This window comes from Pseudomonas koreensis, from assembly GCF_012986595.1.
Lineage (GTDB): Bacteria > Pseudomonadota > Gammaproteobacteria > Pseudomonadales > Pseudomonadaceae > Aquipseudomonas > Aquipseudomonas koreensis.
Genome location: NZ_JAAQYM010000001.1, coordinates 114,885 through 136,502, shown reverse-complemented (window position 1 = coordinate 136,502; position 21,618 = coordinate 114,885). Strand labels below are relative to the sequence as shown.

The window sequence follows — 21,618 nt, the reverse complement described above, 5'->3', positions numbered from 1 at the left end:
CCTACGATCCCAGTGCAGCGGAGACCGTGTCATGCCTGCGACCCCCAATGTTCTTCTTCAATCTGCCGCCCAGGCCAAAGCGCAAGCCGCTGCAGCGAAAGCGCCGGTCATGGCCGCAGACACCGGGGACAAGGCCTCAAGCTTCGCTCAGGTGTTCGCCGATCAGGGCCCGAAAAAGACCCTCGTCAGCACCGATAACTCGTTGAAACCGGCGCGTGACAAGGTCGCCGACAACAACAATAAACAGGACGCCGGCAAGTCATCCCCTGCCGCCGCGCAACAGACCGTTGCCGATAGCGGCAATGCCTTGCCTGCCGACAAGCCAGCCTCGACGGCGGCGGATGATCAGCAAGCCAGCGACGATGCTGCCGCCGACTCGGCGCAGACACCGGTGGCCGATACCACCCCGGTTGATCCGGCGCTAGACCCGGCCCTGGCGCAAACCGTCCAGCCGCTGGTGACCACGCCCGTGGTGCCAGCCCCCGTTGCTGAAGCCCCGGCACCGGCCAAAGCCGAAACACCTCAGGTGGCGGCTACCGTCGCGCCGGCGGTGGTCAAAGATCCGGCGGCCTCCACCGATAGCGATTTCGACCCGGCGGCCGATCCTCTCGACTCGCTGCCAGCGGTGCGCATGGCGATGGAGCAGGGCGGACATATTTCCGCCAGCAGTCAGGCGCAACCCAAGGCCACGCCGGCCCAGACTCAGGCTGACGGTGAATTGACTTCGGCGCAGACCTTTGCCGCCGGCATGGCCAGCATGCTCGACGTGCAGGCCGACAAGGACAGCACCAGTCAGAATGGCGAGAAAACCTTCAGCGGCCTGATTGACGACGGCCTGAAAGATCTCAAGTCCGCCACCAGCGATACCCGCGTCGACGATTTCGCCAACCGTCTGGCGGCGCTGACCCAGGCGGCCACCCCGAAAACCGCGAACGCGGTGCCGGTGAACCAACCGATCGCCATGCACCAGAGCGGCTGGACCGAAGAAATCGTCAACCGCGTCATGTACCTGTCGAGCGCCAACCTGAAAGCCGCCGACATTCAATTGCAGCCGGCCGAACTCGGGCGTCTGGACATCCGGGTCAACATGGTTCCGGACCAGCAGACCCAGGTGACGTTCATGAGTGCGCACCCAAGTGTGCGTGAGGCCCTCGACGGCCAGATGCACCGCCTGCGCGACATGTTCACCCAGCAAGGCATGGGTCAGGTCGACGTCAACGTCTCCGACCAGAGCCGTGGCTGGCAGGGTCAGCAGGGCCAGGAACAGGCGCAGCAGGGCCAGAGTGGCCGCACCAGCGCCGCTGGGGGACGTCTGGATTCGGCCGATGAAGAATTGGCGCCTGCGACAGTGGCTGAAGCCGCTGCGCAAACCACCAGCGTGATCGGCAGCAGCGCCGTCGACTATTACGCCTGACGATTGCGGCGACACTAAAAGATCGCAGCCTTCGGCAGCTCCTACAGGGTGTACACCTTCCAATGTAGGAGCTGCCGAAGGCTGCGATCTTTTGCTTTTGGCTCTCGTCGATTTCTTGCAGGCCCCTTCCTCCGACACTTCTGGCATAACACTTGCTCTTGCCTTGCCGTGCGACTGTGAAAACCCGAATAGTGACGGATTATTGGCATGGCGAAGAGCGAAGCAGCAGCTGTAAAAGACCCCGCGACCAAAGGCAAACTCAAGATGATCATCCTGATCGTGGTGGCTCTGCTGCTGGCGATCGGTGTGTCCGTGGGCGCGACCTGGTACTTCATGCACAGTGCTCAAAGCAAGCCTGCCGCAGCGGCAGAAGCCGCGCCGACCGGCAAGCAGCCAGCGATTTTCGAGCCGATGGCGCCGGCGTTTGTCGCCAACTACAACCAGAACGGCCGTCAGCGCTACATGCAGGTGAGCATCACCATGCTGGCGCGTAACCAGGCCGATCTGGAGGCGCTCAAAGTGCACATGCCGGTGATTCGCAACAACCTGGTGATGCTCTTCTCCGGTCAGGATTTCGCCACGCTGGCGACCCCGGTCGGGCAAGAGATGTTGCGCCAGAAGGCCACAGCCAGCGTCCAGGAAGTGGCGCAGAAAGAGCTGGGCAAAGTGGTGATCGAACAGTTGCTTTTCACTAATTTCGTACTGCAGTAGGAACACGACATGGCCGTGCAGGATCTGCTGTCCCAGGATGAAATCGATGCGCTGTTGCATGGCGTCGACGATGGTCTGGTACAGACCGATACCGCTGCCGAACCCGGCAGTGTCAAAAGCTACGACCTGACCAGCCAGGATCGCATCGTCCGCGGACGCATGCCGACTCTGGAGATGATCAACGAGCGTTTTGCCCGTTACACCCGCATCAGCATGTTCAACATGCTGCGCCGCTCGGCAGACGTCGCCGTCGGTGGCGTCCAGGTGATGAAGTTCGGCGAATACGTGCACTCGCTGTACGTGCCGACCAGCCTCAACCTGGTCAAGATCAAACCGCTGCGCGGCACCGCGCTGTTCATTCTCGACGCCAAACTGGTGTTCAAGCTGGTGGACAACTTCTTTGGCGGCGACGGCCGTCACGCCAAGATCGAAGGGCGTGAATTCACCCCGACCGAACTGCGCGTGGTGCGCATGGTGCTGGAGCAGGCGTTCGTCGATCTGAAGGAAGCCTGGCAGGCGATCATGGAAGTCAATTTCGAGTACATCAACTCGGAAGTGAACCCGGCCATGGCCAACATCGTCGGCCCGAGCGAAGCGATTGTGGTCTCCACCTTCCACATCGAACTCGATGGCGGTGGCGGTGACCTGCACGTGACCATGCCGTACTCGATGATCGAGCCGGTGCGCGAGATGCTCGACGCCGGTTTCCAGTCGGACCTCGACGATCAGGACGAGCGCTGGGTCAACGCCCTGCGTCAGGACGTGCTCGATGTCGACGTGCCGATCGGCGCCACCGTAGCCCGCCGCCAGTTGAAGCTGCGCGACATCCTGCACATGCAGCCGGGGGATGTGATCCCGGTCGAAATGCCGGAAGACATGATCATGCGCGCCAACGGCGTACCGGCCTTCAAGGTCAAGATGGGCTCGCACAAAGGCAACCTTGCGTTGCAAGTGATCGAGCCGATCGAGCGTCGCTGAAGCGGCGCGCTCACCCCCCACGCATTTAACTGAATTGTTGCCCGCCGAGGACAAATGATGAACGACGAAATGAACGCCCAGGACGACCAGGCACTGGCCGACGAATGGGCTGCGGCCCTGGAAGAGACCGGTGATGGCAGCCAGGCCGACATCGACGCGCTGCTGGCCGCCGACGCTGGCGCCGCAAGCTCCAACCGTCTGCCGATGGAAGAGTTCGGCAGCGTGCCGAAGAACAACGATCCGGTCACCCTGGACGGTCCGAACCTGGACGTGATCCTCGACATCCCGGTGTCGATCTCGATGGAAGTGGGCAGCACCGACATCAACATTCGCAACCTGCTGCAACTGAACCAGGGCTCGGTGATCGAGCTCGATCGTCTGGCCGGCGAGCCGCTGGACGTGCTGGTCAACGGCACGCTGATCGCGCACGGTGAAGTGGTGGTGGTCAACGAGAAGTTCGGCATCCGCCTGACCGACGTGATCAGCCCAAGCGAACGCATCAAGAAGCTGCGCTGAGTGAAACGGTTCCTGTGGGCGCTGCTGGCGCTGCCGTTGAGTGTGCTGGCCGCTGAACCTGCTGCAACGACCGCCACGACCGCCACGACCGCCACGGCGGTCGCGCCGGCAATCGGCAGTGGCGTGGCGGGTCAACTGACACAACTGGTGTTCGGCCTGTTGCTGGTGCTGGGGTTGATCTTCTTCCTCGCCTGGCTGCTGCGCCGGGTGCAGCAGGCGGGTCCTGCGGGCAAGGGTCAGGTAATCGAGCTGATCGGCTCCCGCGCCCTCGGTCCGCGTGATCGGCTGATGCTGGTGCAGGTCGGCAACGAGCAGATTCTGCTTGGCCTCAGCCCCGGCACCATCACCGCACTGCATGTGCTCAAGGAGCCGGTCCAGGTGCCGAGCACTGCCGAGAAAGCGACCCCGGAATTTGCCCAGCATCTGCTGAAGATTCTCGGCAAGGATCAGAAGGATAAGAAGTAATGGGTGCGCTACGCATCGTCTTGACGCTGGCCCTGATGCTGGCCGCGCCGCTGGCGTTCGCCGCCGATCCGTTGTCGATCCCGGCGATCACGCTGGGCACCAACGCCGATGGCGCGCAGGAATATTCGGTCAGCCTGCAGATCCTGCTGATCATGACCGCCCTGAGCTTCATTCCGGCGGCCGTGATTCTGATGACCAGTTTCACCCGGATCATCATCGTCTTCTCGATCCTGCGTCAGGCCCTCGGCCTGCAACAGACGCCGTCGAACCAGATCCTCACCGGCATGGCGCTGTTCCTCACCATGTTCATCATGGCACCGGTGTTCGACCGGGTGAACAACGATGCGCTGCAGCCGTACCTGGCAGAAAAACTCACCGCGCAGCAAGCAGTGGAAAAGGCTCAGGTGCCGATCAAGGACTTCATGCTCGCGCAGACCCGCACCAGCGATCTGGAGCTGTTCATGCGCCTGTCCAAGCGCACCGACATTGCCACCCCGGATCAGGCACCGCTGACCATCCTGGTACCGGCGTTCGTCACCTCCGAGCTGAAAACCGCGTTCCAGATCGGCTTCATGATCTTCATTCCGTTCCTGATCATCGACCTGGTCGTGGCCAGTGTGCTGATGGCGATGGGTATGATGATGCTGTCGCCGCTGATCATTTCCCTGCCGTTCAAAATCATGCTGTTCGTGCTGGTGGATGGCTGGGCGCTGATCATCGGCACTCTGGCCAGTAGCTTCGGGGGTGTTTCGCCATGACGCCGGAAGTTGCGGTCGATATCTTTCGTGAAGCGCTGTGGCTGACCACGATGATGGTCGCCATTCTGGTGGTGCCGAGCCTGTTGGTCGGCCTGCTGGTGGCGATGTTCCAGGCCGCGACGCAGATCAACGAACAGACCCTGAGCTTCCTGCCGCGTCTGCTGGTGATGCTGGTGACCCTGATCGTTGCCGGTCCGTGGATCGTGCAGACCTTCATGGAATACATCATCCAGCTCTACAAAAACATCCCGATGGTCATCGGCTGAGCCATGCAATCGCTGCTTCAGCTGACCGACACCCAGATCAGTAGCTGGGTGGCGGCGTTCATGTTGCCGCTGTTTCGCGTCGCCTCGATGCTGATGGTCATGCCGGTGTTCGGCACCACGCTGGTGTCGCGCCGGATACGTCTGTATTTCGCCGTGGCCATTACCGTGTGCATTGCCCCGGGGCTGCCGCCGATGCCGGAGGTCAGTCCGCTTGCGCTCAGTGGCTGGTTGCTGATCGCCGAGCAGATTCTGGTCGGTGCGGTGCTCGGGTTTTCCCTGCAACTGTTCTTCCAGGCGTTTGCCGTGGCCGGGCAGATTGTCGCGATCCAGATGGGCATGGGCTTCGCCTCGATGGTCGACCCGGCCAACGGCGTCTCGGTGGCGGTGATCGGCCAGTTCTTCACCATGCTGGTGACCTTGCTGTTCCTGTCGATGAACGGCCATCTGGTGGTCTTCGAAGTGCTCACCGAAAGCTTCACCACGCTGCCCGTCGGCGGCGGGTTGATGACGGCGCAATACTGGGAGCTGGCCGGCAAACTCGGCTGGGTGCTGGGGGCGGCGCTGTTGCTGGTGTTGCCGGCGGTCACGGCGCTGCTGGTGGTCAACATCGCGTTCGGCGTGATGACCCGCGCCGCGCCGCAACTGAACATCTTCTCCATCGGCTTTCCGCTGACCCTGGTCCTTGGCCTGTTCATTGTCTGGGTCGGTCTGGCGGACATTCTCAATCAGTATCAACCGCTGGCCACCGAGGCCTTGCAGTTGCTACGCGAACTGGCACGGGCGCGCTGAGGCATGGCTGAGAGCGAAAGCGGTCAGGACAAAACAGAAGACCCCACGGAGAAACGTAAAAAGGACTCCCGGGAGAAGGGTGAGATTGCCCGTTCCAAAGAGCTCAACACCCTGGCGGTGATGCTCGCGGGTGCCGGCGGCCTGCTGATCTTCGGTGGCCTGCTGGCGCAGGAGCTGATGGACCTGATGCGCCTGAATTTCACGCTGTCGCGGGAAGTGATCATGGATGAGAAATCCATGGGCACGTTTCTGCTGGTCTCGGGCAAGATCGCCCTGGTGGCGATTCAGCCGGTCATGATCACCCTGTTGCTCGCTGCGCTGATCGGGCCGATTTCCCTCGGTGGCTGGCTGTTCGCGGCGGGCTCCATGGCGCCGAAATTCAGCCGGATGAACCCGGGCGCCGGCCTCAAGCGCATGTTCTCGATGAAGGCGGTGATCGAGTTGGTCAAGGCGCTGGCCAAGTTTCTGATCACGCTGTTCGTGGCGCTGATGGTGTTGTCGGCAGACATCGATGACTTCCTGCGCATTGCCCACGAGCCGCTTGAGCAAGCGATCATTCACAGCGTGACATTGGTCGGCTGGAGTTCGCTGTGGCTGGCCTGCGGCCTGATCATCATCGCTGCCGTCGATGTGCCGGTGCAGCTCTGGGAAAGCCACAAAAAACTGCTGATGACCAAGCAGGAAGTGCGCGACGAGCACAAGGATCAGGAAGGCCGGCCAGAGGTCAAGCAGCGCATCCGCCAGACCCAGCGCGAGATGTCGCAACGGCGGATGATGGCGGCGATTCCCGACGCCGACGTGGTCATCACCAACCCGACCCACTACGCCGTTGCGCTCAAGTACGACGCGGAGAAGGGCGGGGCGCCGATGCTGCTGGCCAAGGGCAGCGATTTCCTCGCGCTGAAGATCCGCGAAATCGCCGTCGCCAACAACGTCATGCTCCTCGAATCGCCGGGGCTGGCGCGTTCGATCTACTACTCCACCGAATTGGAGCAGGAAATTCCGGGCGGCCTGTACCTGGCGGTCGCTCAGGTGCTGGCCTACGTCTACCAGATCCGCCAGTACCGTGCCGGCAAGGGCAAGCGTCCGGATCCGCTGAAGGACGATCTGCCGATTCCGCCGGATTTGCGTCGCGATTCTTGATCCTGGTGCGCCTCTGATCGCCTGCTCGCGAAAGCGTCATTCCGGGCATTGACATCTTCCCGAGACGGGTGCCTTTGGTCTGAAAGCAGGCGTGACCTGTCAACTCTGACAGGTGTGCTTGCCTTCATTTTGCCGTTTGATTGCGCGGTGATTCCGCGCATTTCGCGCGCCTGTAAGGGAGCAAGGCAATGAAAGGTACGTTCAATCGTTATGATCCAAAAACCGGCAAAGGCACCATCACTCCAGATGCAGATCCTGTAGCGCAAGGTTTTTCTCTTGGAGCAGCGGCGGCGGGCGTCATGTTTGCGCAGGATTACCCGTTCAGCATTCCATTGGCCGAGGCCGGGCGCGTGAAGATCAAAAAGGGTAAGGCGGTCGAATTCGATAAGCCATCAAAGGCTGATGGCGAAGCCACGAACCTGAAGTATTAGTTCTCCCGAAATCAAAAGATCGTAACCCTCGTCAGCGCTTGCTCCGATCCATGCTGTCGAAGGCTGCGATCTTTTTGATTTTCTATCTGTGAGAGCGGGAAGGGAAGTCCAGCACCGTGACCGGCGAAACCTTCCGGGGCAGACTCTTTCCCCTGGGGCCACTGTACCGGGCGGTCGTTCAGGTGCCGGCCTACGTCTACCCGATCCGCCAATACCGTGCCGGCAACGACAAGCGTCCGGATTTGCGCCGCGATGCTTGATGGGGCCGTTCATCTGAAATGCCTGTTTACCTGTCAGTTCTGTCAGTAGACGTCAATCGTCGAACGCGGTGACATGAGGGGCGGGCATGTCCGCTCTCAGGGAGGCACGGTGATGCAAGAAGAACGTAACTATCGAAAACTTGAAGGGATGGCGCTGGATTTTGTTTCAGGACGGTTGCAGAAGAATGCGTCGGAACGGGCCATTGGTTACAGCGTGACCTTCGACATGGATCTGGACTTCACCCACTTTGTGCATATGGCAAACGTTCTCTCTCCGGGCTTTTTGAACAGTCCGGTCAATGCCATTCGGCCAGAACTGGATGGTTTTGCTTACCACTATTCCTACAACTACCTGTTTGATGCCGCTGGCAACATTCACGACAACGCGGCGCTGTTCAAACTCTTCACGCCGCCCAATTACTATATGGATCAATGGGCTGAAGGCGCTGCTCTCGATGTGCGCTACGCAAAACCGGTATTCGAAGTGCAAGGAAACACGTTGCGCATCACGGCGCGGCGGGATTTCCGGTTGCCGGGCGGGACGGAGCAGATCGAAATCAGTGACCTGCCGCTCATGCAATTTCGCTGGGCGCTCAACCTCCTGGAAAATCACGAAAAATTTCCCGAAGATATCGCCGCGCCGGCCACCAAGGTCGTGTTCATGTACATGGAGGAAGACCTGGTTGAGGTGGATGACGAGCAACTGTATCGGGGGACGCGCTACATTCACGGCAATCAGCTGCAATTTGGCGACATCGTCGCCAAGCAGGTGCTGACGGCGTAATCAGCCGTGTTTCAAGCGAAAAAGATCGCAACTTTCGGCGGCGCCTGCACCGAGTGATGCAGGCGTTGCTGCCGGCTGCGATCTTTTGATCTTTCTAACCCGCGAGAATGGGGGTGAACTCAAATCGGCAACCTCCGGAACACTCCCAGTCCCTCCTCGCAAAGCAGCAAGAATTGACAGCGAAAAACTCAGCGGGTTTTCACCGCGCCACTGTCAGTCCGGCAACTCCAGATTATCCAGCACTCGATTCACCGCCAGCTCCCCGAGCATGATCAGTTGCGCGATACCCAGCAGCGTCCTGCGCTGCGATGCGGGTATGAGATGGGCAAAATCGTTGGTGATGGTTCTGGCTGAAGCCAGTGTTTCGCAGGCGTTGGCCAGCAACTCCTCGTTTTTGAAGTCGGCGGTAACGGCGTACATCCTGCGGGTTCTGCGCGGCGGTGGAGTGGAGCCGGGCGTGCAGAGGTAGTGGTCGAGCGCACGGTCGGCGGCATCGTGGAGCTTTTTCGAATCGAGGGATTCGTAGGGGGAGGTGGGGTCGGTTTCGGGTGGGTTGGGTGTTGGTTTGATCATGGTGAAGCTCCTGAGTTTATGGAGCCACTCTTTCCCTGTCGCTAAACAGGTGAAGGTGGCAGCTGTACGCAGGTTAGCGAACCGGTCTCAGGCACCCCGGTAGACCCAAAGGTCTCCCGCATACAGCCGCCATAACGTAATTGTGGGTGAAAAGTCCCACAACGAAGTCACGAACGCTGATGCACTGAGATGGTCCGAGTCGCTAAACCCGATCGCTGATTCGTCAGCGACCGGACCACAATAGAACCCGACCCCAAAGCGCACAAGCCGGCGGATTCTGGCGTAGCTGTAGGCAATGGCGCAAGGATGTGTAGCCTTGGAGGAGTATCTGAAGGTGTCTTTTAAACGCCGGAGTTTAAGAGGTAAAAGATCGCGTGACTGTCTCTGGGAGCTATCCCTTCAGACCCTTAGGGATTCGCCGTCACGCCGAGCATCGCGAATTACGCAATGCTCGGCGGTATGACGGCAAGGGAAGTCCACTCAATAGATCATTGAGAAATTATCTAGATATGTGGGCTGTACTCCAGAGGTTATGTCAATGAACTTAATTTTCCTGTTTGGTGTTTCTGTGATGTCGACCCACATTGTGACTATTGCGCCATCGAATGGAGGGGTGGATTGGGCTTTCACTAGCTGTAGGTTTTCGTCGTAGCACCTGTAAGTTACAGGGATTCTGTCGAATTTTTGAATGCCGAATCTGATGCTTTTTGCTGGTTGCTTTAATGTGAATCTCGCAGTTGCGCTTACGTTAATCCATAAAAACGTTCCTGTTATTTGAGGCGCGTATTGAGGATTAGTTTGACCGCGAGCTATTTGCCCTGTCCCTGCCGTAACGGTCATACTCGGGCAGTGGATGACTAGGAGGCCGGGCGGGTATTCCACTGTCGCTGTCTCGAAGTCCTCTAAAGTTACGAAGAGGATTTTTAGCAACTTTAAGTTCAATGATGGAAATATAATGGGCGTCAAATTGCTGTTGGTGCTTGGCAATACTTCAAAAGATATATTGAATTCACTATCGTGTTTCAGTTTCAGCAATTGCTCTCTGGTCAGTATCGCTTTGATGCCTGAGGTTTTTTCCGTTTCTGTTACTTTGTGATCGGTCAATATCGGAATCGGGTGGTCACCATCGTTATCGTCTTTTCCATAAAGGTTTAGTTGCACAATATTGTCCGTGCTGATGCCTATCCATGGCAGTACGATGACCTCAGCGTTTCCTTCAAATGCATTCAAGTCCAGCACTTCATCATCAGGTGCCTGTGGAACTCTCGGCGTGGGTAACCGCGCATCTCCATCCGCGATCTTCAGTACGGTCACCGTGATCCCGTCTGATTGACCCGCCGGAACACCTTTGCGATACAAGTTCCCGCGCAGCTCGATCACCTTGCCATGTCGTGCAGCGAGAAATTCGGGGCTCAACACGGTGTTCACCCGCTTGTTTCTGTTGAACTCCACCAGCGGAAACGGCGGCCAACCCGCCGGTGGATTGTCTTCCTCCAGGCATGCCTGGTCGCCGCTCAATGCTTCAGGGAATTCGATGCGCACCGTGACGCCGTTCGGGTAGGCCAAGACATCCAGCGGATCTGTGGCCGGTGCTACCAGGAACGGTGGCGGTAGCTGCACCAGCGCCGTCCCGATGCGCAGCGTCAATTCCCGCGAATGCCCCAGCGACACGCCGCCGCGCTGAATGCTGTAACTGGCGACCAACGTGCCGTTCAGGTTGGCGGTGACGTATTGCTTTTCCACGGTGATGCGCAAAGGCCGTCCGGCAGTGGCGGGGATCAGGTCGACATAGCCGCTGAAGCTGCCGCCGCTGGCGGAGCCGCGCCCGTAGAAATACATGCGATCCTTGTCGCGGGTGCCGAGGTACGGCACCAGCATCGTGGCACCGGTCGGTGCCACGTTGTCCGGATCGAGCACGTCGTTGGCATCTGCTTCCTCGACTTCCGGGCGGTCGAACGTCGGCAGGGGCACGCCGACCTGCATCATGAACGGCAGCGACTCACGCACGCTCAACAGCCCCGTTTCGCTGTTGGTGACGATGTAATAGACCTTGGCGAGCAGGCCGTCGAAGCGCTGGATTTCGGCATTGCTCACGCTGCGCAGGACGGGCTGATGTTCCGCGACGTTGCCGACCGGACGCGGGTCTTCGTAATAAATGGTGTCGTTGCCGGACGTCTGGGCCGACCAGATCAGGTTGATCAGGTCGCTGCTGTTGCGGCCGAAATACCAAGGGATCTGCACCGTCGCCCAGCGCGTTTCCGGTGGCAAGGTTCCGCCCGGTGCTTCGTCGACGGTAGGGGCGACTAACTGGCTGATGTCGCCAATCACGGTGACGCTGGCATTTTTTGAGGGGCGGTCGCTTTCACCGCTGCGACGGCGCACATAGCCGACCGAGGCTGCGCCCTTGGCGATGGCTTTGACGGCGGCGTTGGGGATGGGGAAATCGAGCTGGAAAGGCACGTACAACACCTCTTTCTCCAGCGGCCCGACGATGATTTGCGACCCTTGCGCCGGGGTGCCGATCCAGGTCAGGAGCACCTTGTCGCCCACCGCGAAATCGTCCTTGGTGATGTACACGCGGACATTCACATCCTCATCCCCGAGCTGATCGAGGTCGATGCTGTCGGTTGGAATGCCGTTGACCAGCACCTGCGGTTCGTCCAGCCGATTGCCGCCGAGGTCCACCAGTATGTGATGCGTCGCCGACCACGGCGCGCGTTCGTCCGGGAAGTTGCCGCAGCGATCGATGACCTGATAAGCCACCGCGACACGATCGCCGTCCCCGGCGGCGTCGATAACGGCGCGACTGAAAGCGACCTCGATCGGGTTGCCGACCGGGTCCTGGGCCTGTTGCGGCGTCACGACATGCACCACTTGCTGGCTGCCCCAGCGGGCGAGAATGCGGTCGTATCGGGTGAGGTTGCGGTAGGGCACGATGCGCATCGTCACCCCGCTGGGCGGCAGGGTTTCATCGACCTCGTCATGGGAGAGGGAGAACTTGAGGTCGGAGTGGCCGTCATCGCCCGGAATGTCATCGTACCCGCCGGGCCGGGTGAGTTTGGCCAGCAAGGTCATGACGGGCGTCGAGTCCTCCGGGGCCTGGTTCTTGCGCTTGATCCGGTAGAACACGGGCGTGGCATCGCCCTCCAGCACGAGCTTCTTGGCAATGGTGAAACCCACATCCTGGTCGAGCTCGGCGTCGTTCACGAGGGTCTTGCTCCAGACCGCTGCGCTGTCATTGCCCCAGAACACCTCGGCGTGATCGCCAACGGACATGGTCAGCCAGGCGGGGATGATGCCTTGCAGATCGTCCTCCACGGCTCTGATGGGAATGCCGCCGTCATAGTGTTCGGCGGGGATGAGCGTGACCAGCGCCGGAAAATACAACGGCCGCAAGGCTTGGGGGGTAACGGGCGATGTGGGCGATGTCTGGCTATTCATGAGGCGAGCTCCGGTCGAGGTCTGGGTGACGGAGTGATTGAACGCGCCGTGGCGGATTTGAGCACCTGTCAGATCTGACAGGTGGCGACGAATGGTCATTCGCGGGGAGGGCTGCAGCGTGGGGGAGGGCTTGTTTGCCTGCGATCTTTTTGGCGCTGCGCAAAAAGTTGGAAGGCTTCTTGCAGTAGCCGCCGTGCGCCTGCTTTGGGCGTCAAAAGTTTGCTTTAAAGGAACGGGGAAAACCGGTGGATCGCTCTCAGTTAATCAACAACGCACGCTCGAACATTGCCGACCTCAGTCGAGGCAATCTGGGCGTGCCGTTGTTGCTGCTGGTCATGCTGGCGATGATGATGCTGCCGGTGCCGCCGTTCTTGCTGGACGTGTTCTTCACCTTCAACATCGCCCTGTCGATTGTCGTGCTGCTGGTCTGCGTGTACGCGCTGCGACCGCTGGATTTTGCGGTGTTCCCGACCATTCTGCTGGTGGCGACGCTGCTGCGGCTGGCGTTGAACGTGGCCTCGACGCGGGTGGTGATGCTCCACGGTCAGGACGGCCACGCCGCCGCCGGTAAGGTGATCCAGGCCTTCGGTGAGGTGGTGATCGGCGGTAACTACGTGGTCGGTATCGTGGTCTTCGCGATTCTGATGATCATCAACTTCGTCGTGGTGACCAAGGGCGCCGGGCGGATTTCCGAGGTGAGCGCGCGTTTCACCCTCGATGCGATGCCCGGCAAACAAATGGCGATCGACGCCGACCTCAACGCCGGCCTGATCGACCAGAACCAGGCGAAGCTGCGCCGCCAGGAAGTGGCCCAGGAAGCCGAGTTTTACGGTTCGATGGACGGTGCCAGCAAGTTCGTCCGCGGTGACGCCATCGCCGGCCTGCTGATCCTGTTCATCAACCTCATCGGCGGCATGGCTGTCGGTATCTTCCAGCACAACATGTCGTTCGCCGACGCCGGCAAGGTATACGCCTTGCTGACCATCGGTGACGGTTTGGTGGCGCAATTGCCATCACTGTTGTTATCGACAGCGGCCGCGATCATGGTGACCCGTGCTTCCGGTTCGGAAGACATGGGCAAGCAGATCAATCGGCAGATGTTCGCTTCGCCCAAAGCCTTGGCGGTGGCGGCCGGTCTGATGGCGGTCATGGGCCTGGTGCCGGGCATGCCGCACTTCTCGTTCCTGAGCATGGCTGCGCTGGCCGCTGGCGGCGCTTACCTGTTCTGGAAAAAGCAGAACGTCGCCAAGGTTCAGGCATTGCAAGAGGTCCAGCGCCAGCAGGAACTGCTGCCGTCGCCGGCCCGCGCCATGGAAACCAAGGAGCTGGGCTGGGATGACGTGACCCCGATCGACATGATTGGCCTCGAGGTCGGCTATCGCCTGATCCCGCTGGTGGATCGCAATCAGGGTGGGCAGTTGCTGGCGCGGATCAAGGGCGTGCGCAAGAAGCTCTCGCAGGATCTGGGCTTTCTGATGCCGACCGTGCACATCCGCGACAACCTCGATCTGGCGCCGAGCGCCTATCGCCTGACCCTGATGGGCGTGATCCTCGCCGAAGCCGAGATCTACCCGGACCGCGAACTGGCGATCAACCCGGGGCAGGTCTACGGCTCGCTCAACGGCATTACCGCCAAAGATCCGGCTTTCGGTCTGGAAGCGGTGTGGATCGAAGTCAGCCAGCGTGCGCAGGCGCAGTCGCTCGGTTACACCGTGGTCGACGCCAGTACCGTGGTCGCGACCCACTTGAACCAGATTCTGTACAAGCACTCCAGTGAGCTGATCGGCCACGAAGAAGTGCAGCAACTCATGCAATTGCTGGCCAAAAGCTCGCCGAAACTGGCTGAAGAGCTGGTGCCAGGGGTGGTCTCGCTGTCGCAGTTGCTCAAAGTGCTGCAGGCGCTGCTGGCCGAACACGTGCCGGTGCGCGATATCCGCAGCATTGCCGAAGCGATCGCCAACAACGCCGCCAAGAGTCAAGATACCGCCGCGTTGGTGGCCGCGGTACGCGTCGGCGTATCCCGCGCCATCGTCCAAAGCATTGTAGGCACTGACTCCGAGCTGCCTGTGATCACCTTGGAACCAAGGTTGGAACAAATATTGCTCAATAGTCTGCAGAAGGCAGGACAAGGCTCGGAAGAGGGCGTTCTGCTGGAGCCAAGCATGGCCGAGAAGCTGCAGCGTTCGCTCATCGAAGCGGCGCAGCGTCAGGAAATGCAAGGTCAACCGGTGATCCTGTTGGTAGCAGGCCCGATCCGCGCGATGCTCTCGCGCTTTGGCCGCCTCGCCGTCCCTGGACTGCATGTGCTGGCCTACCAGGAAATACCGGACAACAAGCAAGTGACCATCGTTGCGACAGTAGGGCCCAACGGCTGAGGTAGTGGTTTATGCAAGTTAAGCGTTTCTTTGCCGCCGATATGCGTCAGGCCATGAAGCTGGTTCGTGATGAGCTGGGCGCTGATGCCGCCATCATTGGCAACCGCCGCATTGCCGGCGGTGTCGAGTTGACGGCGGCACTGGATTACAAATTGTCGGCGCTGGCGCCACGGGTGCCGAACATGGAACTCGAAGACGAGCTGCGCAAGACCCAGTCGCGCATCGTCACCGCCCAGGCCGAGCTGAGCCTGCGTGGCGAAGCCGATGGCAATAGCAATCGCCAGATCTTCGCCGGGCTGCCGTTGACGGCCGGCCTGCCGCTGACCGCTGCCGAGCCGCTGAGCGAACCGACTTACGCCGCCCCGGCGCGTCCGGCCCCGGCACCTGCACAGGCGTCCGGCGGTGTCGATCCGCGTGCACTGGATTCGATGCGTTTCGAACTCAACAGCCTGCGCGAGCTGATGGAAGTGCAGCTCGGCACCCTGGCCTGGAATCAGCTGCAGGGCAGTCGCCCGGCGCAAGCCAACCTGTATCGCCGTCTGCAACGTATCGGCCTGTCCGGCCCCCTGTCGCGCGATCTGCTGGCGATGATCACTGACATCGAAGAACCACGTCAGGCCTGGCGCATGCTGCTCGCGCACCTGGCGCGGATGATTTCCGTGCCGGAAGTCGAGCCGCTGGAAGAGGGCGGTATCATTGCCATGGTCGGCCCGGCCGGCATGGGCAAGACCACCACCCTGGCCAAGCTCGCCGCGCGCTATGTGCTCAAGTACGGCGCGCAGAATGTCGCGCTGGTCAGTATGGACAGCTTCCGCATCGGCGCGCAGGAACAACTCAAGACTCTGGGGCGGATTCTCAATGTGCCGGTGACCCACGTTGATCCGGGCCAGTCGCTGGTGCAGGCGCTGGATCCGTTGCTGCGCAAGCGCGTGGTGCTGATCGATACCGCCGGCCTGCAGGCCAGCGATCCGGCACTGCGCATGCAGCTGGAAAGCCTGGCCGGGCGTGGCATCCGTTCAAAAAATTATCTGGTTTTGGCAACCACCAGCCAGAAACAGGTTCTAACCGCCGCTTATCACAGTTATAAGCGTTGCGGGCTTGCCGGCTGCATCCTGACTAAACTGGATGAGACGGCCAGCCTTGGCGAAGTGTTGAGCCTGGCGATCAGTCATGAATTGCCGGTCGCGTACCTGACCGATGGCCCACGGATTCCGGATGATCTGCATCTGCCGCGGCGTCATCAACTGGTCAGCCGCGCCGTCAGCGTGCAAATGCAGGAAGAACCCAGCGAAGAAGCCATGGCTGACATGTTCGCTGATATCTACCACAGCCCGACCAAGCAGGTTGGCTGAGGTAATGAACAGTTTTTGTACCTACATCGATGGTCTGCCATGCATTGTTCCGGTTGAGAACGCGCAGCCAGTAATGTGGCCTCCGTCTATGCAAGACAAGGTAAAGAAATAACATGGGCAGCATGCATCCCGTACAGGTGATCGCGGTGACCGGCGGCAAAGGTGGCGTCGGCAAGACTAACGTGTCAGTGAACTTGTCTCTGGCGCTGGCAGAGCTTGGCCGTCGGGTCATGCTGCTGGACGCCGACCTGGGGCTGGCGAACGTTGACGTTCTGCTGGGACTGACCCCCAAACGTACACTGGCCGACGTGATCGAAGGCCGCTGCGAGCTGCGCGACGTGCTGTTGCAGGGTCCCGGCGGGATCCGCATCGTGCCGGCCGCGTCCGGCACGCAAAGCATGGTTCATCTGAGCCCGGCGCAACACGCCGGTCTGATTCAGGCCTTCAGCGACATCGGCGACAACCTCGATGTGCTGGTGATCGACACCGCTGCGGGTATTGGTGACTCGGTAGTCAGTTTCGTTCGCGCAGCGCAGGAAGTGTTGCTGGTGGTCTGCGACGAGCCGACCTCGATCACCGACGCCTACGCGCTGATCAAACTGCTCAACCGCGACTACGGCATGAACCGCTTCCGCGTCCTCGCCAACATGGCGCAGAGCCCGCAGGAAGGGCGCAACCTGTTCGCCAAGTTGACCAAGGTCACGGATCGTTTCCTCGACGTCGCCTTACAATACGTCGGCGCGGTGCCGTACGACGAAAGCGTGCGCAAGGCAGTGCAGAAGCAGCGAGCGGTCTATGAAGCCTTCCCGCGTTCCAAGTGCGCGCTGGCGTTCAAGGCTATCGCGCAGAAGGTCGATACCTGGCCGCTGCCTGCCAACCCGCGCGGTCACCTGGAGTTTTTCGTCGAGCGCCTCGTGCAGCAAACAGCAGGGCCTGTGTTATGACCGCGAGCGGTATGAACTACTACAAGAAGTCGGCACGTGACGCGCAGTACGAGTTGATCGAGCGTTACGCGCCACTGGTCAAGCGCATTGCCTATCACTTGCTGGCGCGCTTGCCGGCGAGTGTGCAGGTCGAGGATCTGATTCAGGCCGGGATGATCGGTCTGCTTGAAGTCTCGACCAAATATGACGCCAGCAAGGGCGCCAGTTTCGAAACGTACGCGGGCATTCGAATCCGCGGCGCGATGCTCGACGAAGTGCGCAAAGGGGATTGGGCACCACGCTCGGTTCACCGCAACACCCGTATGGTCAGCGACGCAATTCGCTCAATTGAAGCTAAAACCGGCCGTGATGCTAAAGATCACGAAGTTGCGGCCGAACTCCAATTGAGTCTCGACGATTACTACGGGATTTTGAATGACACGCTGGGCAGCCGGCTGTTCAGTTTCGACGACCTGTTGCAGGACGGCGAACACGAAGGGCTGCACGAGGATGGCGCCAGTGCTCATCTTGAGCCGTCACGCGATCTGGAAGATGAACGCTTCCAGGCAGCGCTGGCGGACGCGATTGCCAATTTGCCGGAGCGTGAGCGACTGGTGTTGGCGCTGTACTACGACGAAGAGCTGAACCTCAAGGAAATCGGTGAAGTCCTTGGCGTCAGTGAATCGCGGGTCAGCCAGTTACACAGCCAGTGCGCGGCCCGCTTGCGGGGGCGTTTGGGGGAGTGGCGAGCGCGCTGAAGGCAGTGTGGGGACACTGCGAACGAGGCTGGTGCGGTGATGAACGGCACCGGTCTTGCTCTGTTGTGCTCCAGACAGTCATCGAGTGCTTTGCCGGATTGATTGAAATGGCGCGTCCAGGTGCTGGGCGCGTTTAAGACTGCTTGGAGGTCGAATTGGACAAGAACATGAAAATCCTCATCGTTGATGACTTCTCAACGATGCGGCGGATCATCAAGAACCTGCTGCGTGATCTGGGGTTCACCAACACCGTCGAGGCCGACGATGGCACCACTGCCATTCCGGTGCTCAACAGCGGAAGCATCGACTTTCTGGTAACGGACTGGAACATGCCGGGCATGACCGGTATCGACCTGCTGCGCCACGTGCGTGCCGATGAAAAACTCAAGCACCTGCCGGTGCTGATGGTGACGGCAGAAGCCAAGCGCGAGCAGATCATCGAAGCGGCCCAGGCCGGTGTAAACGGCTACGTGGTCAAACCTTTCACGGCTCAGGCGCTGAAAGAAAAAATCGAGAAGATTTTCGAACGCATCGGCTGATGAACGCGCGGGGGAGCTATGGAGCATAAAGAATCTTCACAGGGCGATTTCGAATCGACCCTGAAAAAACACGCGGTCGAACTGGTCGAGAGCCTTGAAAAAGGCAGGTTCGGCGACGCTGTGCAACTGATCCATGAGCTCAATCAGACCCGTGACCGCGGCCTGTATCAGGAAGTGGGCAAGCTCACACGCGAACTGCACAGTGCGATCGTCAACTTCCAGATCGATCCGCACATGCCGCAGGCCGAGGAAGTGTCGCAAATCACCGACGCCACCGAACGCCTGGGCTATGTGGTCAAGCTGACCGAAGCCGCGGCCAACCGCACCATGGATCTGGTGGAAAGCGCTACTCCGGTGGTCAATGGCCTGGCTGAAGAAGCCCAGGCCCTGAGCACCGATTGGGGCCGCTTCATGCGCCGTGAGGTCGGGGCTGAAGAGTTCCGCGAACTGGCGCGCCGGGTCGACGGTTTTCTGTCGCGCAGCAGCACGGACAACCGTGCGGTGTCGAGCAACCTCAACGACATCCTGCTGGCCCAGGATTACCAGGACCTGACCGGTCAGGTGATCAAGCGTGTGACCCAACTGGTCACCGAAGTCGAAAGCAATTTGCTCAAACTCGTGCTCATGGCCAGTCAGGTCGACCGCTTTGCGGGCATCGAACATGACCGCGCCGCGATGCTTGCAGAAAAAGATCCACAAAAACATCTCTCGCAGGGTGAAGGTCCGCAGATTCATGCCGATAAACGAGAAGACGTTGTGTCCGGTCAGGACGATGTGGACGATTTGTTATCCAGCCTCGGATTCTAGAGTTTTGGAATTTTAGGTTTTTTGGGTTTTTAGACCTGTAGGAGCACCCCATTAATGAGCTTCGGCGCCGATGAAGAGATCCTTCAGGATTTCCTGGTTGAGGCCGGCGAGATTCTTGAGCAACTGTCCGAACAACTGGTCGAGCTGGAAAGCCGCCCGGATGACGCAGATCTGCTCAACGCAATTTTTCGCGGTTTCCACACTGTAAAAGGGGGCGCCGGCTTCCTTCAGCTCAACGAGCTGGTGGAGTGCTGTCACATCGCCGAAAACGTGTTCGACATCCTGCGCAAGGGTGAGCGTCGCGTTGATGCAGAACTGATGGACGTGGTGCTTGAAGCACTGGACGCGGTGAACGGCATGTTCAGCGAAGTCCGTGAACGTGCCCCGATCACGGCAGCGACTCCGGAACTGCTGGCCGCGCTTGCGCGTCTGGCCGAGCCGCAATCGGCCGATGAAGCCCCGGCTTCGCCGGTGGCCGAGATGATCGAAGAACTGGTCGTCGAAAGCGATGCCGGCGATTCGGGCGACATCACCGATAACGAATTTGAACAGTTGCTGGATTCGCTGAACGCCGCCAAGGCCGAAGCCGAAGCCCCGGCTGCTGCTGCACCTGCGCCGGCTGCCGATGCGGCCGCCAGCGACGAAATCACCGACGCTGAATTCGAGTCGTTGCTCGATCAGTTGCACGGCAAAGGCCAGTTCGCGCCGGACGCTGTCGCACCGACAGCCGCTGCGGCGGCGGCGCCTGCTGCAGGCGACAGCTCGGACATCACCGACGACGAATTCGAAGCGCTGCTCGACCAGTTGCACGGCAAGGGCAACTTTGCCGTTGAAGCGCTGGAGTCGGCGATCGCCTCGGCACCGGTTGCGCCAGCCGCTCCGGCAGCGGCGGCTGCCGGCAGTGATTTGATCAGCGATCACGAATTCGAATCGCTGCTCGACGAATTGCACGGCAAAGGCAAGTTCGATGCAGGCGCGGCGACGGCCGGCTCCGCATCGACAGTCGCTGCGCCAGCTGCCAAGGCGGCTGCCGCTCCGGCCGCCGCGCCGAAAGCTGCGCCCAAGCCTGAGCCAAAAGCTGAAACGCCAAAACCGGCTGCCGCTGCGGCACCGGCACCGGCCCGTGCTGCGGCAACTCCGCCACCGGAAAAACCGGCGAGCGAAGCCGAGACCACCGTGCGGGTCGACACCGCGCGTCTCGACGAAATCATGAACATGGTCGGCGAGCTGGTACTGGTGCGTAACCGTCTGGTGCGCCTGGGTCTCAACAGCGGCGACGAAGCCATGTCCAAGGCCGTGTCGAACCTCGACGTGGTCACGGCTGACTTGCAGACCGCGGTGATGAAGACCCGGATGCAGCCGATCAAGAAGGTCTTCGGGCGCTTCCCGCGTCTGGTTCGCGACCTGGCGCGTCAGCTCAAGAAAGAGATCAACCTGGAACTGGTGGGTGAAGAAACCGACCTCGACAAGAACCTTGTCGAGGCCCTGGCCGACCCGCTGGTCCACTTGGTGCGCAACGCCGTCGACCACGGCATCGAGTCGCCGGAAGAACGCGAAGCGTCGGGCAAGGCCCGTGGCGGTCGTGTGGTGCTGGCGGCCGAGCAGGAAGGCGACCACATCCTGTTGTCGATCTCCGACGACGGCAAGGGCATGGACCCGAACGTCCTGCGTTCGATCGCGGTAAAACGCGGTGTGATGGACAAGGATGCGGCCGATCGCCTGAGCGATACCGAGTGCTACAACCTGATTTTCGCCCCGGGTTTCTCGACCAAGACCGAGATCTCCGACGTGTCCGGCCGCGGTGTCGGCATGGACGTGGTGAAGACCAAGATTTCCCAGCTCAACGGTTCGATCAACATCTACTCGACCAAGGGCCAGGGCTCGAAGATCGTCATCAAGGTGCCGCTGACGCTCGCGATCATGCCGACCCTGATGGTGATGCTCGGCAATCAGGCGTTTGCGTTCCCGTTGGTCAACGTCAACGAAATCTTCCACCTCGACCTGTCGACCACCAACGTGGTGGATGGCCAGGAAGTGGTGATCGTGCGGGACAAGGCGCTGCCATTGTTCTACCTCAAGCGCTGGCTGGTCAGCTCCGCCGCTCACGAAGAGCAGCGCGAAGGCCACGTGGTGATCCTTTCGGTGGGCACCCAGCGGATCGGCTTCGTTGTCGATCAACTGGTCGGCCAGGAAGAAGTGGTCATCAAGCCATTGGGCAAAATGCTGCAGGGCACTCCGGGCATGTCCGGCGCCACCATCACCGGTGACGGCCGCATCGCTCTGATCCTCGATGTTCCAAGCATGCTCAAGCGTTACGCCGCACGGCGTATTTGAA

The 21,618-nt window shown here is 60.4% G+C and carries 21 protein-coding genes; 19 read left to right on the top strand and 2 right to left on the bottom strand.

The window, feature by feature from the left end:
* Nucleotides 1-31: 31 nt before the first annotated feature.
* From HBN98_RS00675 to HBN98_RS00620, 12 genes are all read left to right on the top strand, one after another.
* Entirely contained in the window at nucleotides 32-1,414 is a 1,383-nt protein-coding gene (locus HBN98_RS00675; protein WP_083366594.1) for a flagellar hook-length control protein FliK, read from the top strand.
* Nucleotides 1,415-1,621: 207 nt separating this feature from the next.
* Entirely contained in the window at nucleotides 1,622-2,125 is a 504-nt protein-coding gene (gene fliL, locus HBN98_RS00670) for a flagellar basal body-associated protein FliL (protein ID WP_064586583.1), read from the top strand.
* Nucleotides 2,126-2,134: 9 nt separating this feature from the next.
* On the top strand, nucleotides 2,135-3,103 hold the full coding sequence (gene fliM / locus HBN98_RS00665) for a flagellar motor switch protein FliM (RefSeq protein WP_064586584.1): 969 nt from the start codon (nucleotides 2,135-2,137) through the stop codon (nucleotides 3,101-3,103).
* A 57-nt stretch (nucleotides 3,104-3,160) separates the two neighbouring features.
* The gene (gene fliN / locus HBN98_RS00660) at nucleotides 3,161-3,619 is read left to right on the top strand and encodes a flagellar motor switch protein FliN (RefSeq protein ID WP_003222891.1); all 459 of its coding nucleotides are present in this window, start codon (nucleotides 3,161-3,163) and stop codon (nucleotides 3,617-3,619) included.
* Entirely contained in the window at nucleotides 3,620-4,084 is a 465-nt protein-coding gene (gene fliO, locus HBN98_RS00655; protein ID WP_083366593.1) for a flagellar biosynthetic protein FliO, read from the top strand.
* Nucleotides 4,084-4,842, top strand: a complete 759-nt coding sequence (gene fliP / locus HBN98_RS00650; protein ID WP_003222895.1) for a flagellar type III secretion system pore protein FliP — start codon at nucleotides 4,084-4,086, stop codon at nucleotides 4,840-4,842. The genes fliO and fliP overlap by 1 nt, the downstream gene beginning before the upstream one ends.
* Entirely contained in the window at nucleotides 4,839-5,108 is a 270-nt protein-coding gene (gene fliQ, locus HBN98_RS00645) for a flagellar biosynthesis protein FliQ (RefSeq protein WP_064586586.1), read from the top strand. Before fliP ends, fliQ begins: the two co-directional genes overlap by 4 nt.
* Before the next feature lie 3 nt (nucleotides 5,109-5,111).
* Complete coding sequence (gene fliR / locus HBN98_RS00640) at nucleotides 5,112-5,897, top strand: flagellar biosynthetic protein FliR (protein WP_064586587.1); 786 nt, start codon at nucleotides 5,112-5,114, stop codon at nucleotides 5,895-5,897.
* A gap of 3 nt (nucleotides 5,898-5,900) precedes the next feature.
* The gene (flhB, locus tag HBN98_RS00635; protein WP_064586588.1) at nucleotides 5,901-7,040 is read left to right on the top strand and encodes a flagellar biosynthesis protein FlhB; all 1,140 of its coding nucleotides are present in this window, start codon (nucleotides 5,901-5,903) and stop codon (nucleotides 7,038-7,040) included.
* Nucleotides 7,041-7,228: 188 nt separating this feature from the next.
* Nucleotides 7,229-7,471 carry a hypothetical protein gene (locus tag HBN98_RS00630; protein ID WP_083366592.1) on the top strand — a complete coding sequence of 81 codons (243 nt, stop codon included), beginning with the start codon at nucleotides 7,229-7,231 and terminating at the stop codon, nucleotides 7,469-7,471.
* Between the two features lie 116 nt (nucleotides 7,472-7,587).
* Complete coding sequence (locus HBN98_RS00625) at nucleotides 7,588-7,731, top strand: hypothetical protein (protein ID WP_156792137.1); 144 nt, start codon at nucleotides 7,588-7,590, stop codon at nucleotides 7,729-7,731.
* Nucleotides 7,732-7,843: 112 nt separating this feature from the next.
* Nucleotides 7,844-8,515: a hypothetical protein gene (locus HBN98_RS00620; protein ID WP_083366591.1), complete on the top strand. Its 672-nt coding sequence runs from the start codon at nucleotides 7,844-7,846 to the stop codon at nucleotides 8,513-8,515.
* Between the two features lie 213 nt (nucleotides 8,516-8,728).
* Here HBN98_RS00620 and HBN98_RS00615 read toward each other — a convergent pair whose 3' ends face one another.
* Both HBN98_RS00615 and HBN98_RS00610 read right to left on the bottom strand, forming a co-directional pair.
* A complete protein-coding gene (locus HBN98_RS00615; protein ID WP_083366590.1) occupies nucleotides 8,729-9,088 on the bottom strand; it encodes a DUF6124 family protein in 360 nt (119 codons plus the stop codon).
* Between the two features lie 480 nt (nucleotides 9,089-9,568).
* The gene (locus HBN98_RS00610; protein WP_175581921.1) at nucleotides 9,569-12,628 is read right to left on the bottom strand and encodes a hypothetical protein; all 3,060 of its coding nucleotides are present in this window, start codon (nucleotides 12,626-12,628) and stop codon (nucleotides 9,569-9,571) included.
* Nucleotides 12,629-12,774: 146 nt separating this feature from the next.
* On the opposite strand from HBN98_RS00610, the gene flhA reads away from it, so the two are divergent.
* The 7 genes from flhA to HBN98_RS00575 all read left to right on the top strand — a co-directional run bounded on the left by flhA (nucleotide 12,775) and on the right by HBN98_RS00575 (nucleotide 21,617).
* Nucleotides 12,775-14,904 carry a flagellar biosynthesis protein FlhA gene (flhA, locus tag HBN98_RS00605; RefSeq protein WP_064586592.1) on the top strand — a complete coding sequence of 710 codons (2,130 nt, stop codon included), beginning with the start codon at nucleotides 12,775-12,777 and terminating at the stop codon, nucleotides 14,902-14,904.
* A gap of 11 nt (nucleotides 14,905-14,915) precedes the next feature.
* Nucleotides 14,916-16,256 (top strand): flagellar biosynthesis GTPase FlhF, encoded by a 1,341-nt coding sequence (gene flhF / locus HBN98_RS00600; protein ID WP_064586593.1) that lies wholly within the window; start codon nucleotides 14,916-14,918, stop codon nucleotides 16,254-16,256.
* Nucleotides 16,257-16,369: 113 nt separating this feature from the next.
* On the top strand, nucleotides 16,370-17,200 hold the full coding sequence (gene fleN / locus HBN98_RS00595) for a flagellar synthesis regulator FleN (RefSeq protein WP_003222917.1): 831 nt from the start codon (nucleotides 16,370-16,372) through the stop codon (nucleotides 17,198-17,200).
* Nucleotides 17,197-17,937 (top strand): RNA polymerase sigma factor FliA, encoded by a 741-nt coding sequence (fliA, locus tag HBN98_RS00590; RefSeq protein ID WP_007920004.1) that lies wholly within the window; start codon nucleotides 17,197-17,199, stop codon nucleotides 17,935-17,937. Before fleN ends, fliA begins: the two co-directional genes overlap by 4 nt.
* 167 nt (nucleotides 17,938-18,104) lie before the next feature.
* A complete protein-coding gene (locus HBN98_RS00585) occupies nucleotides 18,105-18,476 on the top strand; it encodes a chemotaxis response regulator CheY (RefSeq protein ID WP_003183998.1) in 372 nt (123 codons plus the stop codon).
* A gap of 18 nt (nucleotides 18,477-18,494) precedes the next feature.
* Nucleotides 18,495-19,283, top strand: a complete 789-nt coding sequence (locus HBN98_RS00580; RefSeq protein WP_064586594.1) for a protein phosphatase CheZ — start codon at nucleotides 18,495-18,497, stop codon at nucleotides 19,281-19,283.
* A gap of 54 nt (nucleotides 19,284-19,337) precedes the next feature.
* Nucleotides 19,338-21,617, top strand: coding sequence for a chemotaxis protein CheA (locus tag HBN98_RS00575; RefSeq protein ID WP_083366589.1), 2,280 nt, complete (start codon nucleotides 19,338-19,340; stop codon nucleotides 21,615-21,617).
* Nucleotide 21,618: the final 1 nt, after the last annotated feature.